Annotated in this window: 13 protein-coding genes; 4 read left to right on the top strand and 9 right to left on the bottom strand. The window is 67.3% G+C overall.

The features are described 5' to 3' along the window. Positions 1–4 precede the first annotated feature (4 nt). The 6 genes from AQZ59_RS00565 to dinB form a co-directional block, all read right to left on the bottom strand. Complete coding sequence (locus AQZ59_RS00565; RefSeq protein ID WP_062612171.1) at positions 5–1,897, bottom strand: peptidoglycan D,D-transpeptidase FtsI family protein; 1,893 nt, start codon at positions 1,895–1,897, stop codon at positions 5–7. An 8-nt stretch (positions 1,898–1,905) separates the two neighbouring features. Then, entirely contained in the window at positions 1,906–2,298 is a 393-nt protein-coding gene (locus AQZ59_RS00560; protein ID WP_062612169.1) for a cell division protein FtsL, read from the bottom strand. Then, positions 2,295–3,296: a 16S rRNA (cytosine(1402)-N(4))-methyltransferase RsmH gene (gene rsmH / locus AQZ59_RS00555; protein WP_101923417.1), complete on the bottom strand. Its 1,002-nt coding sequence runs from the start codon at positions 3,294–3,296 to the stop codon at positions 2,295–2,297. Before rsmH ends, AQZ59_RS00560 begins: the two co-directional genes overlap by 4 nt. An 82-nt stretch (positions 3,297–3,378) precedes the next feature. Then, entirely contained in the window at positions 3,379–3,810 is a 432-nt protein-coding gene (gene mraZ / locus AQZ59_RS00550) for a division/cell wall cluster transcriptional repressor MraZ (RefSeq protein WP_062612165.1), read from the bottom strand. A gap of 241 nt (positions 3,811–4,051) precedes the next feature. Next, on the bottom strand, positions 4,052–4,420 hold the full coding sequence (locus tag AQZ59_RS00545; RefSeq protein ID WP_062612163.1) for a DUF3040 domain-containing protein: 369 nt from the start codon (positions 4,418–4,420) through the stop codon (positions 4,052–4,054). 31 nt (positions 4,421–4,451) lie between these two features. Then, a complete protein-coding gene (dinB, locus tag AQZ59_RS00540) occupies positions 4,452–5,723 on the bottom strand; it encodes a DNA polymerase IV (protein WP_062612161.1) in 1,272 nt (423 codons plus the stop codon). 41 nt (positions 5,724–5,764) lie between these two features. Between dinB and AQZ59_RS00535 the strand changes: the two genes are divergently transcribed. After that, positions 5,765–6,592, top strand: a complete 828-nt coding sequence (locus AQZ59_RS00535) for a spermidine synthase (protein WP_062612159.1) — start codon at positions 5,765–5,767, stop codon at positions 6,590–6,592. Here AQZ59_RS00535 and AQZ59_RS00530 read toward each other — a convergent pair whose 3' ends face one another. Further along, complete coding sequence (locus AQZ59_RS00530; RefSeq protein WP_070445393.1) at positions 6,593–7,612, bottom strand: PAC2 family protein; 1,020 nt, start codon at positions 7,610–7,612, stop codon at positions 6,593–6,595. A gap of 141 nt (positions 7,613–7,753) precedes the next feature. Here AQZ59_RS00530 and AQZ59_RS00525 point away from each other — a divergent pair, with 141 nt between their 5' ends. The 3 genes from AQZ59_RS00525 to AQZ59_RS00515 all read left to right on the top strand — a co-directional run bounded on the left by AQZ59_RS00525 (position 7,754) and on the right by AQZ59_RS00515 (position 13,173). After that, complete coding sequence (locus AQZ59_RS00525) at positions 7,754–9,976, top strand: HelD family protein (RefSeq protein WP_062612155.1); 2,223 nt, start codon at positions 7,754–7,756, stop codon at positions 9,974–9,976. A gap of 14 nt (positions 9,977–9,990) precedes the next feature. After that, positions 9,991–11,196, top strand: coding sequence for a phosphoglycerate dehydrogenase (serA, locus tag AQZ59_RS00520; RefSeq protein ID WP_062612153.1), 1,206 nt, complete (start codon positions 9,991–9,993; stop codon positions 11,194–11,196). A 63-nt stretch (positions 11,197–11,259) separates the two neighbouring features. Beyond that, the gene (locus tag AQZ59_RS00515) at positions 11,260–13,173 is read left to right on the top strand and encodes an AMP-binding protein (protein ID WP_062612151.1); all 1,914 of its coding nucleotides are present in this window, start codon (positions 11,260–11,262) and stop codon (positions 13,171–13,173) included. Between the two features lie 69 nt (positions 13,174–13,242). Here the strand turns inward: AQZ59_RS00515 and nrdR are convergent, their stop codons facing one another. Continuing rightward, positions 13,243–13,683, bottom strand: coding sequence for a transcriptional regulator NrdR (gene nrdR, locus AQZ59_RS00510; RefSeq protein WP_062612679.1), 441 nt, complete (start codon positions 13,681–13,683; stop codon positions 13,243–13,245). Between the two features lie 107 nt (positions 13,684–13,790). Beyond that, positions 13,791–14,369: a LysM peptidoglycan-binding domain-containing protein gene (locus AQZ59_RS09020; protein WP_082661053.1), complete on the bottom strand. Its 579-nt coding sequence runs from the start codon at positions 14,367–14,369 to the stop codon at positions 13,791–13,793. Positions 14,370–14,416: the final 47 nt, after the last annotated feature.

Raw genomic sequence — 14,416 nt, 5'->3', positions numbered from 1 at the left:
TTCCCTACTGCTGCGACTGCTGGGATTCGATCAGTTCCGCCTCGGTCCACGGCAGGCGCACGAGCGGCACCTGGGACGGGGCCACCTTCATCTGGCGCATGGCGAACTCGGCGGTGCCGCTGAAGACGGCCGCGGCGGTGTCGCCACCGTAGCCCGCGCCCGCGGCGTTGTAGATGATGGAGGCGAAGATGATCTTCGGGTCCTCGGCCGGGATCGTCCCCACGAACGTTCCGGCTCGCTTGGTGAGCGCGCCCGAAGCATCCGGCACCTGTGCCGTGCCCGTCTTGCCCGCCACGTTGTAGCCCTCCACGCGCGCCCGCCAGCCGGTGGAGTGCGGGTCGGTGACCGCCTGCATCATCTCGAGCATCGTGTGGGCGGACTGCTCGGTGATGACCTGGCGCGATTCGCCGACCGCCGTGGGCGTGTAATCACCGTCCACGCTTTCCACACCATCCACCAGATGCAACGGGATGTAGACGCCCTTATTGGCAATGACGCTCATCATCTGGCCCAGCTGGAGCGTGGTGGCGCTCCACGCCTGGCCAAACATCGTGGTGTAGTGGGTGCGTCCGGCCCAGTTTTCATACGGGTAGACGACGCCGGAGCTCTCGCCCGGCAGCTCGATGCCGGTGCGCGCGCCGAGGCCGAAGTCCATCATGTACTGGTAGCGCACCGAGTCCTCGATCGTGTCGCCGATCTGGACCAGGCCCGTGTTGTAGGACTTCGCCAGCGTGCCGGCCACCGTGAGGCGCTCGGTGGGGTGCTCGTCGTTGTCCTTGATGACCTCACCGTTCGGCATCTCCAGCCGGCTCGCCACCGTGAACATGTCGAGCGGGGTGACCGTGCCCTCGTTGATCGCGGCAGAGTACGTCACCAGCTTGCCGGTGGATCCGGGCTCGACCACCGCCGAGACCGCCCGCGAGTTCCAGTCTTTCGGATCGGAGGCAGACAGGTTCGCCGGGTCCGGCGATCGCGAATCGGCCAGGGCCAGCACTCTCCCGGTGCCCACTTCGATGACGACGGCGGCGCCCCACTCAGCGCTCTGGCCTGTCACCACCTCGTTGAGGGCGTCCTCGGTGGCCTTTTGCAGGTCGGCGTCGATCGTGAGGTGGACCGAGCCGCCGTCGACGGCGGGGGTCTCGCGGCGCTCGGAGTTGGGGAAGACGGCGCCGCCGGCCGCCACCTCGTATTGGATCATGCCCTCGGTGCCGGAGAGCAGGTCGTCATACTGCTGCTCGATGCCGGCCCGCCCGATCGGGTTGCTCGATTCTTCGGTCTCACCCAGGTAGCCCAGGATCGTGCCGGCCGTGGTACCGCCCGGGTACTGGCGCTGCATGAAGCGCTCGGGGTAGATCCCGCGGATGCCGAGCGCGTTAATCTCCCGCCACTCGTCCGGGGAGATGTCAGAGGCGATGAGCTGCCACTTCGACTTCTTCTCCCCGCCCAGCAACAGGCCGCCCAGCTCGGCCGGGTCGGCGTCGAGCAGGGGCGCGAGGATCTTGGCCGCGGCCGCCGCGCCCGAGCCTGTGACGTTGCCGTCGTCGTCGCGCGTGACGAACTCGGCGATCTCGGTCTGGTCGGCGCGCACGTTGTAGCGCTCAACGGAGGTGGCGAGCACGGCGCCATTGGCGTCCACGATGTCGCCGCGCTTGGCTTCGAGGGGGTAGGTACGCCAGCGGAATTCGCGCGCGGTTTCCGACAGCGCGCCCGCCTGGATCACCTGGAGATAGAAGAGGCGAAGCCCCAGGATCGCGGCGAGGACCATGACCACCAGAGCGGTTGCCCGCATCCGGCGGTTGGTCGTCTTCCGCGCAGCGGTATCGGGCCCCTTCCCGGTTCCCAGACCTCGCCGGATGCCGGCGCGAATCGCCGAAGCAACCGATTGGTCTTGTGCCATCTCATCCCCTAGTCCTGGGCCGGAGCGGTGATCACCCCGGTTTCAAGGTCGACGTGCAGCGCGTTGGTGGCGGGAACCAGGCCGAGTCCCTCCGCGCGCGCACGTAGCTGTTGCGGAGTCGCAACGGCGATGACGTCCTTCTTCAAGGTCGCCTCGCGCGCCGCGGCTTCATTCAGTTCCACACTAATGTTTTTGATCTCGTATGCACCCTGCACCATCCGCGTGTTGAGGTGAAATGCGACGCTGAAAGAGCCGATGAGCAGCAGCGCACACATGAGCACCGCCCCCCAGAAGCCGCGCGCGGGCGCGGGAGTGGGCACCACAGACAGCCCCGGCATCTCGATAACGGGACGGGAGGTGGGCGCGTTCCATGCGCGCTGGCGATCGACAGCGATGCTCATAGGTGATCTCTCCGGTGGTCGGGGTTGGACAGGTGGGATGGGGTGGGTGCGATGCGCTCCACGGCGCGCAGGCGCACGGAGGCACTTCGGGGGTTGGCGGCGATCTCCGCCTCGGTGGCTTTGATCGCACCACGGGTGAGCGCCTTGAGATAGGGTCCATGGCCCTCAAGTTCGAGCGGAAGGCCGGCCGGGGTGGTGGACCTGGTACCCGCGGCGAAGGCGTCCTTGACGATGCGGTCCTCCAGTGACTGGTAGGACTCCACCGCGAGCCGCCCGCCCACCTTGAGCGACTCGATCGCGCGGGGCACGGCCAGTCGCAACGAATCGAGCTCGCCATTGACGGCGATCCGCAGGGCCTGGAAAGTGCGCTTGGCGGGGTTGCCGCCCGTGCGTCGTGCCGGGGCCGGGATCGACTCGCGCACAATCTCCACCAGCTCGCCCGTGCGGGTCAGCGGCTCCTTGTCACGACGACGAACCACCGCCTCCGCGATCCGGCCGGCGAACTTCTCCTCGCCGTACACGCGCAGGATCCGCGCGATCTCGGCCTTGGGTTCGGTTGCCAGGATGTCGGCGGCCGTGCGCGGGCTGGTGGTGTCCATCCGCATGTCGAGCGGGGCGTCAGCGGCGTAGGAAAACCCGCGCTCCTCCTCGTCCAGCTGGAGGGAGGACACGCCCAGGTCCATGAGGATCGCCTCGACCTTCCCGCCCTCGCCGAAGCGGGCGGCGACCTGGTCGACGTCGTCGTACGTGGTGTGCACGGCGGTGAAGCGCTCGCCGAAACGCGCTAGGCGCTCGGAGGCGAGCCGGATGGCCGCCGGGTCGCGGTCGATGCCGACCACGCGGATGTTCGGGAAATCGGTGAGGAACGCCTCGGAGTGCCCGCCCATGCCGAGCGTACAGTCGATGAGTACGCCGCTCTCCAGCGCGGGCGCCAGCAGATCAAGGCAGGTGCGGGCAAGGACCGGCACGTGCAGTGCGTTGTTCGAAGCGTCTGCCACGGCCGCTCCTTTCTTGTTGTGGCCCTCCACCGCTGGCCTGAAGCTGGGGAATTGCCGCAGGACACCGGTGGAGGACCGGCCGTTAGAAGAGCCCGGGGATGAGCTCGTCCTCCCGATCCGCAAACTCGGATTCGTTCGATTCGAGGTACGAATTCCACTTGGCCAGGTCCCACACCTCGACGCGCGTACCAGATCCGATCACGGCTACCTCACGGCCGAGGTCGGCGTATTGACGCAGCGAGGCCGGGATGGTGACCCGGCCCTGCTTGTCAGGAATCTGATCGTTGGCCCCGGAGAGGAAGACGCGGGTGTAGGTGCGTGCATCCTTCGAGGTCATGGGCGCCTGGCGCAGGTTGTCCAGAATGCTTTCGAACTCCGACATGGGAAAGATGTACAGGCAGTGCTCCTGCCCGCGCGTCATCACGAGGCCGCCCTGAAGCTGGTCACGAAACTTCGCAGGGAGGATCAGACGACCCTTGTCGTCCAAACGTGGTTCGTACGTGCCAAGGAACATCTACACCCCCTTTTTCCCGTTGCCACCACTTTACCCCACTTTGCTCCCCTGGCAAGCATTAGACGCGCCAATTTCACGATCTTTTCCGGAATTATCAATGAAAGATCGGGTGGAGGGATTTTCTCACAACGGGCCGGCGGACAGGCCCGCGGGCGGGCCCAATATCCGACAACTCACATATTTCGGGCGAGCGCGGGCAAAGAAAATGCGGCCGAAGCCGCATGTGGTGGAAAGTGGAGGGCTAGCCTTCCTGACGCTTACGCCACTGCTCGCGCTGCCTCTCCATGAAGTCCGACTGGCCAGCCTGCTTGCGCGGCGCCGCCGGCGCGCTGACCTTCGTCATCCCCGCCGACAGGTACCACAGGCCACCGAACACGACGACCACGCCCGCCACGCCCACGATCACCACTTCGCTCGCCACGCCACCGAGCACCACGAGCAGGCCCAGCACGGCCACGATGAGGCCAATCACCAGGTGCTTGGGCGAGAAGCTGGTCTGAACCGCGCCCCTTTCCTCGGACTTCAAGGATTGCGCGAGATGCGGATCGTCGTCGGTCAACTGCGCCTCGAGCTGCTCGAGCATCCTGCGTTCGTAGTCGGAAAGAGCCATGGTTTCTCCCTTGGTCGGTCCGCACATTCTATCAAATGCCCTGACCCGGACGCTCGGCGCTTTCGCCGCGCGGATAACCGCCGCCCTCTCCGGCCCGTTCCACCAACGACGCCGGCCCGAGCACCCCGGCCCCAAACCGGGAGCGGACCTGGTCCATCGCCGCCTCGGCCCGCCCGCGCCGGCCGTCGTCGCCGATCGAAAGCTGGATCCCCTCCTCGATCCCCGCGAGGTTCTCGGCCCGCACCCCGAGCAGACGGATCCCGCCATCAGGCACGCCAGCCGAGTCGAAGAGGCGGCGCGCGGCGTCGAAGATCTCAGCGGCGAGCGCGGTGGGAGCCCCGAGGGTGACCGTGCGGGAGATCGTGGAAAAGTCCGCCGCGGAGCGCAGCTTGATCCCGATCGTCCAAGATACGAAGCCGGCGGCGCGGAGCCTGCGGGCGACGTCGTGGGACAGCTCGAGCAGGGCCCGCTCTCCCTCGGCGCGCGCAGTGAGGGGTTCGAAGTAGGTCTGCTCGCGGCTGATCGACTTTTCCTTGCGGTGCGGGGTGACGGCGCGCGGATCGTGGCCCATCGCGAGCGTGTAGAGCTGGGAGCCGGCCGCCTCCCCGAGCAGGCCGCGCAGGCGGTGCTCGCCGAGGGCGGCGAGGTCGGCCACGGTGTAGATGCCCTTGCGGTCGAGCTTTTCGCGGGTCTTGTCTCCCACGCCCCACAGCGCGCCGACAGGCAGGCCGTGGAGGAAAGGCACGGTTTGGTCGTAGGGAATGAGGAGGAGGCCGTCGGGTTTGGCCTGGGCCGAGGCGATTTTGGCCACGTGCTTGGTGGCGGCAACCCCGATGGAGGCGGTGAGGTGCTCTTGGGCGTAGATGCGGCGACGGATCTCGGTGGCGATGGCCACCGGCGAGCCGAAGATCTTCCGGGCGCCGGCCACGTCGAGGAAGGCCTCGTCCACCGACAGCGGCTCGACCCGCGGGGTGAACTCGTGGAAGATCGCCATGATGCGGGCCGAGACTTCGCCGTACAGGCCCTTCGAGTGGGGCAGGATGATGAGGTTCGGGCACAGGCGTTTCGCGCGGGCCACCGGCATCGCCGAGTTCACCCCGTAGCGGCGGGCTTCGTATGAGGCGGCGGAGATGACGCCGCGATCCTGCCCGCCCACTGCCACCGGCTTACCCACCAGCTCCGGCTTGGTCAGCAGCTCCACGGAGACGAAGAAGGCATCCATGTCCACGTGCAAGATGGGGGTGCGTGAATCGTCACTCCCCCAGTCTCGCTTGGCGTTACGCGAACGCGGTGCCCGGGACATGATGCCCTCCTTTCCTTTCCTCTTGAGTTTAGACTGTGGCCATGGCCCGCAAATCGAATGCAGGAATCACGCGCGTCCAGACCGCCATGTCCACCGTGGATCTCGTGGAGCTCGACGGTCTGCTCACCTTGTACGTGGACGGCGTGGAGTCCTCCGCGATCGACCCGAAGGATCCCGCCCACCTCGAGTTCGAGTACATGCAGCACATCCGAATCGCGCTCGACGCGATGATCGAGGGCCCCGTACGCGCCCTACATCTGGGCGGGGCCGGGTGCGCGCTGGCACGGGCGATCGACGCCGAACGGCCCGGCTCGCACCAGCTGGCCATCGAGATCGACCCCGAGCTCGCCACGCTGGTGCGCGAGTGGATCGACCTGCCCTCCGCGCCGCGCCTGCGCATCCGCGCCGAGGACGCCCGCGTCACGCTCGAAACGAACCAGGGCTCGTGGAACCTCATCGTGCGCGACACCTTCGCCTCCGGCCGCATCCCCCGCTACCTCACCACCGTGGAGGCCCACGCTCACGCCGCACGCCTGCTCGCCGACGGCGGGCTGTACGCACTCAACATCGCCGGCGAGGCGGGCCTGGCCCCGGTCTACCGGGAGGTGCGCGCGTTGCGGGCCAGCTTCACTCACATCGCCGCGATCGCCGACCCCGCCATCGTCAAGGGCCACCGCTTCGGCAACGTCATCCTGCTCGCCTCCCAGGCGCCGCTCCCGCTCGAGACCATCTCGCGCGCCGTGCGTCGCCTGCCGCTACCCACGGTGGTCGTGGGCCAGGCGCGCCTGGAGGAGTCGGCCGTGGGGGCCACCCTTCTCCACGACGCCGATGTGGGATGGCCGCCGCAGGCCCAGGCAGCGCAGAGCTAACTATTCGCCTTTGGGTGCCTCAGGATCGTCGTCGTCGCGCGAACGCCGGCCGAGCCCCACGCGGAAGCCCTTGCCGATCCGGCGCAGGTCCGAGGTGAAGCCGCGCTCGGTCTTGGTCTTGTGCACGCGGTCGAGCGGCGAGGTCTCCTGCGAGGCGAGGAACTGCTCCACGGCCTGGCCGATCTCATCCGAGGACGGGATGACGGGCGCCGATTCCTCGTTCGTGACGAAGCCGATGTCGGAGGAGTCGTAGTCCTTCTCCAGTGAAGCGACGAGCTCGTCAAACTCGGAGCCCTCCGTGCGCATCTGTTCGATGGCCGCGCGCTGGGAATCCTCCAGCTGCTCCAGGTCACCGAGCGGGAAGGTGGGACCACCGCGGGCCGCCAGCATCTTGATCGCCGCGAGCGCGCCCGCGAAGAACGGGCTCTCCCCGCGCACCAGGTAGAACGGCACGCGCACCCGGATGTTGATCACGGGAACCGAGCGCTGGGCGGCGGCGTGCTCGAAGATGTCGGATAGTTCGGCAAAGTGCTCGGCGAAGCCCTCCACCACCGGGTGCTTTCCCGCCGATTCGGTGGTGCGAATAAGCATGTCCACCGGGCGAGTGTGCGGCACGGGCGCGGGCATCGCGGCGAAGGAGTAGACGGTCTGAACCCCGAAGTGCTCCACGATCTCCAGAACGTCCTCCGCCAGGGCGTTCCACCGGAAATCGGGCTCGGCGCCGCCGAGGTAGAGGAAAGATTCGCCGTGGACGTCGGTGACGAGCATGAGCTCGATGCCCGGCATGGTCATCCCCACAATGTGGCCATCGGAATAGCTGACGATGGGGCGCTGGGCGCGGTAGTCAAACAGCGGGTCCGGGTCGAAGGTGCCGATCCGTTCGGCGTCGAGGGTCTTGATGGTCGCGTCGATGGCGTGGGCCGTGTTGCCGGCATCTACCAGCGGGTCGACCAGGTTGAGCACGAGCGTGCTGACACGCAGGTCATCCGTGCCCGGCTCAAGTGTGTAGAAATGTGCCACGTTCAATCCTCCTCGTTCTACATTCTCACAACGTGTCCGCCGCCGTGAAATATTCCGCGCGTCGGCTTTGCTCACGGCCGAACGTGCATCCGCCGGCAAAAAGGAGGATAATTGAAGCCTTAAAAAGTTTGGGGGTCACCATTGCACACATCCGCCATCGAACGTGCCATTGCCGAGGAGCAGGAGTTTGTTGACGTCGCTTACGCGGCGCTCGACCGCCAGCGCGAGTACTACCGCGACCAGCTCACCCGGGTGCGGGCGGCCGGCGGGCGCGGCACCCCGGGCGCCGTCTCCGAGCGCGACTCCTTCGCCACGCACTACGAGGACAACCTGCTGCGCCTGCGCAACTTGGAGAACCGCCTCGTCATGGGGCGCCTCGACCACAACGACGGGGCGGTGACCCACATCGGGCGCATGACGTTGCGCGACGAGGACCAGCGCATCCTTCTCACCGACTGGCGGGCCCCGCAATCCGAGCCCTTCTACCAGGCCACCGCTGCCCAGCCGGGCACCGTGGTGCGCCGCCGCCACATCCAGACCCGAATGCGGGACGTGACCGGGGTGGAGGACGAGCTGCTCGATAAGGCCACCTCCTCCGACCTCAACCTCACGGGCGAGGGCGCGCTCATGGCCGCCATGGCCCAGGCGCGCGATGGGAAGATGGGCGACATCGTGGGCACCATCCAGGCCGAACAGGACCGGGTGATCCGCTCCGAGGACGCGGGCGTGCTCGTCGTCCAGGGCGGGCCGGGCACGGGCAAGACGGCCGTGGCCCTCCACCGGGCCGCCTACCTGCTCTACACCCACCGCGAGCGCCTGGCCCGCTCCGGTGTGCTCATCATCGGCCCCTCCCCGCTCTTCCTGCGCTACATCGACCAGGTGTTGCCCTCGCTCGGCGAGTCCGACGTCGTGTCCACCACCATCGACGAGCTGCTGCCCGGGATCAGCCCCACGGCGAGCGAGCCGGTGGAGGTGGCCGAGATCAAGGGCCGGGCGGTATGGACAGACATCGCCAAACGGGCGGTGCGACAGATCGTGCAAAAGCCGCTTCCCGCGCCCGTGTCCTTCAAGGTGGACGGCAAGACGCTCACGCTCACCCCGGACATGGTCGAGGACGCCCAGCGTCGCGCCCGCCGCTCGGGCAAGCCACACAACCAGGCGCGCGAGGTCTACGCCCGCCGCCTCGTCACGGCCCTCGCCGAACAGCTCGCCGCAGCGCTGGAGACCACCGTGGAGGACTCGGACTGGCTCATTTCCGACGTCGCCGAGTCGATCGATGCCCGGCGCGAGATCAACCTTCGCTGGCTGCCCTCCTCCTCGGTCACCCTACTCGAGCGCCTCTACCATTTCCCCGAGCTCCTCGAGCGGGTGGCCCCGCAGCTGAGCCCGGCCGAGCGCGCCGCCCTACGCCGCGAACGCGGCAGCGGCCTAACCCCGGCCGACATCCCCATCCTCGACGAATTGTCCGAGCACCTGGGCGCCTTCGCCTCCGACACCGAGCGCCACGCCAAGACCGCCAAGGAGGCCGAGGAGCGCCAGCTGGGCGAATACGTCAGCTCCACCATGTCCGCCATGGGCCTCGGCGGCGGTATCGTCAATTCCGACATAATGACGCGAAGGGTAGCCGACTCCGACTCCGGGGTCACGCTCGCCGAGCGCGCGATGAACGACCGCACGTGGACGTACGGACACGTGGTGATCGACGAGGCCCAAGAGCTGTCCCCCATGCAGTGGCGAATGATCGAGCGACGCAATCCCTCGCGCTCCATGACGATCGTGGGAGACCTGGACCAGCGCCCGGCCGGCGCTCCCGAGGGCGGCTGGGCCAGCGCACTCGGCCCGCTCGCCCAATACCACCGGGTTGAAAGGCTCACCATCTCCTACCGCACGCCCGCCACCGTCCTCACCAAGGCCGCCGAAGTCATGGGCGCTCACGGCCACCCCGTGGGCTTCATGCGCGCCGCGCGCGACTTGGAGGGCTCCCTCGCCTACCACAAGGGTGGGGATGACCAGCTGATCGAGCTGGTTGCCAAGGCATGCGCCGAGCTCGACGCCGACTTCGACGCTGGGCGCGGGTCGATCGGCGTCGTCGTCGCGAAAGCGGACCACGAGCGCGCCGGGGAGCTCCTCAAATCCTCCCCGCGTCTCAAAGACTGGACGTTGGACCGGCACGGTTTCGATATTTCGGCGAGAATACATGTGTTGACCGCGGGGATGTCGAAGGGGCTGGAGTACGACGTCGTCGTGCTGGTGGAACCTGAGGCCATCCTTGCGGACGGGCCGGGTGACCTGTACGTCGCAATGACTCGCCCCACCAGGCGACTCGACGTCCTGACGCGCGGCCCACGCCCAACTGGTTTCTAGCGAAAGAGTAGACGGTGGCACGGGTCCTGCTTCTTGAAAACCCACACGAGGTCGCAAACGAGGTCTTCGGACAGTACGGGATCGAGGTGGAACGCGTACCCGGCTCCCTGGACACCGACGAACTCATCGCCCGCCTCCAGGGCTTCGACATGGTTGGTATACGCTCCAAGACCAACATCACCCGCGACGTCATCGAAGCCTGCCCGCAGCTGACCGCGATCGGCGCCTACTGCATCGGCACCAACCAGATCGACCTCGAGGCCGCCTCCGACCACGGGGTGGCCGTCTTCAACGCCCCCTACTCCAACACGCGCTCCGTGGTGGAGATGGCGATCGGCGAGCTCATTGCACTCGTGCGCCGCATCCCGCAAAAGAACGCCGCCCTCCACAAGGGCGTGTGGCAAAAGACCGCCGAGGGCGCCCACGAGGTGCGCGGCAAGACGCTCGGCATCATCGGCTACGGCTCGATCGGTTCCCAACTGTCCGTGGTGGCCGAGGCCCTGGGCATGAAGGTCATCTTCCACGACATCGCCGAGCGCCTGGCGCTCGGCAACGCCACCCGGGTCTCACTCGACGAGCTGCTCGCCACCGCCGACGTCGTCTCCCTCCACATCGATGGCCGCCCCGCCAACACGGGCTACTTCGACGCGGAGATGTTTGCAAAGCTCAAGCACGGGGTCATCCTGCTCAACCTCGCCCGCGGGCACGTCATGGATCTTGACGCCCTGCGCGAGGCCCTCCTGTCCGGCCAAGTGGCCGGCGCCGCAGTGGACGTCTTCCCCAGCGAGCCCCTGAAGAACGGTGACCCGTTCTCCTCCGTGCTCATCGGCTTCGACAACGTCATCCTCACCCCGCACATCGGCGGCTCCACCCTCGAGGCCCAAGAGTCGATCGGCAGCTTCGTTAGCGCCAAGCTCCTCAACTACTGGCGCAAGGGCTCCACCGAACTGTCGGTCAACACGCCCAACATCGCCACGGCCCCCGCCGCCGAATCCCTCCACCGCGTGGCCTGGTACCACTGGAACACGCCAGGCGCCCTGGCCGACGTCAACCGCCTGTTCGCCGACGAGGGCGTCAACGTCACCTTCCAGTCCCTGGCCACCCAGGGCGAGTACGGCTACATGGTCACCGACACCGCGGCCGAGGTCCCGGAGGTTATCCTCGAGCGTCTGCAGGAGGCCAAGGCCCACATCCGCCTGCGCCTGCTGACCCGAGAATAGGCTTGCGCACCTCTCCGGGTGCCTCCACGCGGTACTCTTATCCCTAAGTGGGAAGGAGCCCCTATGGACCACATGACACTCGCGCACTCGTACTACGCCGATGGCGTGGCGACCACGATCGAGCCTGTCTCGACCACGATCGACCAGCTGCTTGTCGACGCCACGCGCGATTTCCCCGACCGAGTGGCCATCGACTTCCTCGCTCGCGAGTTTACCTACGCCGAGGTCTTTGACGAGGTGCGCCGGGCCGCCCAGGTGCTCACGATGTGCGGCGTGCGCAAGGGCGATGTCATCTCGGTGATCCTGCCCAACTGCCCCCAGCACTACGTGGCCTTCTACGCTGCCCAGTTCCTCGGGGTGACCGTGGCCGAGCACAACCCACTCGCCCCACCCTCTCAGATCGACGCCCAGATCGACCTGGTGGGATCGACCGTGGTGATCGGCTGGGAGCAGACACTGGAAAAACTGCTGGCAGGCGGCGATTTCAAGGACCGCACCTACCTGGCCGTCAACCTCACCAAGGCCCTGCCCGCCAAGTCCCAGTTCCTGCTCAAAATGCCACTCAAGGCCGCGAAGGCCCAACGCAACAAGCTACGCGGGCGGGTGCCGGACGGGGTGCACTCGTGGGACAACCAAGTCAAGCACAACGCCCCGCTCGACCTCAGCCGGGCGGAGGGCCCCGCGCTCGACGACGTCGCCGCCCTCCTCATGACGGGCGGCACCACGGGCACCCCGAAGGCCGTGGCGCTCAGCCACCGCTCCCTCCTGTCGAACACCAAGCAGATCGAACTGTGGCTGTCCGACCTGGTCTATGGCGAGGAGACCGTGGGCGCCGTGCTGCCCTTCTTCCACGCGTTCGGCCTGCAGCTATCCATGCTCACCTGCGTGGGCCTCGCCGCCACACAGGTGATGACTCCCTCCTTCGACGTCGACATCCTCTTCGCTGCCCACAAGCGCCACCCGCTCACCTTTTTCGGCGGCGTGCCGCCCATGTTTACGAAGATGCTCGACGCAATCGACGCCGGCAAGGTCGCAGACCTTTCGACCATCCGGTATTCGGTGTGCGGCGCGATGGCGCTCGACCCGGAGCTCGCCCGGCGTTGGGAGGAAAAGTCGGGGTTGATGATCGAGGGCTACGGCATGACCGAGGCCTCCCCCGTCATCGCCGGCTCGCCCCTCACCGAACGACGCCGCCCCTCCACCCTCGGCCTGCCCTTCCCATCCACCGAGGTGAGGATCGTCGACCCCGAAAACCGCTCGGTGGAGGTTGCCGACGGGGAAATCGGCGAGCTTGCCGTGCGCGGGCCGCAGGTCTTCCAGGGCTACTACAAAAACCCCGAGGAGACCGAGAATACCCTCAAGGACGGGTGGCTGTACACGGGAGACCTGGGGCGCTGGGATGACGGCTTCCTCGTCATGGCCGACCGGCGCAAGGAAATGATCATCAACTCTGGCTTCAACGTCTACCCCTCCGAGGTGGAGTCCGCCGTGCGCGACATGCCGGGTGTGGTGGACGTGGCCGTGGTGGGCATGCCCACAGACACGTTCTCCGAGTCCGTGGTGGCCGCTCTCGTGCTCGAGCCCGGGGCCACGGTGGACCTGGAGGCGGTGCGGGCGTGGACGGAGGACAAGCTCTCCCACTACGCCATGCCCAAGTCGATCGCCATCTTCGACGAGCTGCCCCGCTCCCAGCTGGGCAAGGTCATGCGCAAGAACGTGACCGAGCGGCTGGCGAACCTCGAGCTGGTCTCCGGCCAGTGGCGCGAGCGCGTCTCGGAGGCCACCGCGAAGCGCGCCGAGCGCCTCGACGAGTACGTGGCCTCCGTCAAGGAGCGGGCCGCGCGGATGACTGGTAGCGCGCCCGAAGAACCCGAGACGACCGGGGAGCCTGGGGCGAGCAACGCGCCTGAGAAGCACGAGGCAACCGAGGCGCCTAAGGCGGCCACGGACGGCGAGACCTCACCCGCTGACGAGTAGATAAGTAGGAGACCGTCTCACCCGTGCGAGCCTCCGCCCGCGGCGAGCGATCACGACGAGCAGGTACGGCTAGTTCTTCAGCGCGGCGATCGCCTGCTCGAAGTCCTCGAGCGATTCGAAGTTGGAATAGACGGAGGCAAAGCGCAGGTAGGCCACCTTGTCGAGATCGCGCAGGGGCTCGAGGATCGCTAGGCCCACGTCCTGTGAGTCGATTTGGGCAACGCCGGAGGCGCGGATCGCCTCCTCCACCTTTTGGGCGAGGACCGCGAGCTGGTCGGACGTCACGGGCCTGCCCTGGCAGGCCCTCCCAACGCCCTTGATCACCTTGTCCCGTGAGAAGGGCTCGGTGGCACCCGAGCGCTTGGTCACCATGAGGGTCGCTGCCTCCGTGGTGGAGAATCGGCGCCCGCACTGCGGGCATTCACGGCGCCGGCGGATGAGTTGGCCGTCGTCAGAGGTGCGCGTGTCGATCACGCGCGAATCTTCATAGTGACAAAAGGGACAGAACATGGTCATAAAGCTACCGCCCGCACTGAAGGATCGGCAAGACAGCGCCCCATGTCCGCGCTGATCCACCGCTGCCCGCGCGATGACCCCAACCATGAGCCGGCCCTCGATCAGTACGCCGGCAGGAGCAGCTGGGCGCCGGCTTCGATGTGCGTACCATCGAGCGCGTTGAGCGACATGATGTCACGCACCACCTGCTCAGTGGGCAGGCCGCTTCCCATGGCACTGGCGATCGACCACAGCGAGTCCCCCGCCATCACCGTGGTGACCGCGCCTGCCTGGGGGCCGACGCCGAGGGCGGCGTAGAGGAAGATGGCCAGGGCGAAGGCGAAAATTGCGACCGCCGCAACGGCGAGCCCCGCGAGCACATTGCGCTGGCGAGCGTTCATCCTGGAACGCTGCTGTGCCACCGATCGTGCAGGCGCCGCGCCCCGAACCGCGCGCGCCGCGCCCGCCCGCTGCGCCCGAGCAACCACGGGTACCGTGGCCACGCGCTCCACGGGCCGCGAAGCTACCACCCGCCGGGCCGGCGCAGTATCGGCAGAACCGGGCGTGGGAACAGCACGCAGGATTCGAGCTGAGCGATCGGGCCGCACGGCCACCTTGCGCTCGCCGGCGCGCACCGCGCGCAACGTGGGCCGCGACGCGGGCCGGACCTCAATGGTGGCATCGCTTCGAAGTGCAGTCATGTCTCCTCCTCGAACATACGTTCGTCGAACATCTGTTTGAATCTTAC

The organism is Trueperella bernardiae, from assembly GCF_001469025.1.
In the GTDB taxonomy this organism is placed as follows: Bacteria; Actinomycetota; Actinomycetes; order Actinomycetales; family Actinomycetaceae; genus Trueperella; species Trueperella bernardiae.
The sequence above is the reverse complement of the archived record's forward strand: the minus strand, read 5'-3'. Positions and strand labels throughout refer to the sequence as shown.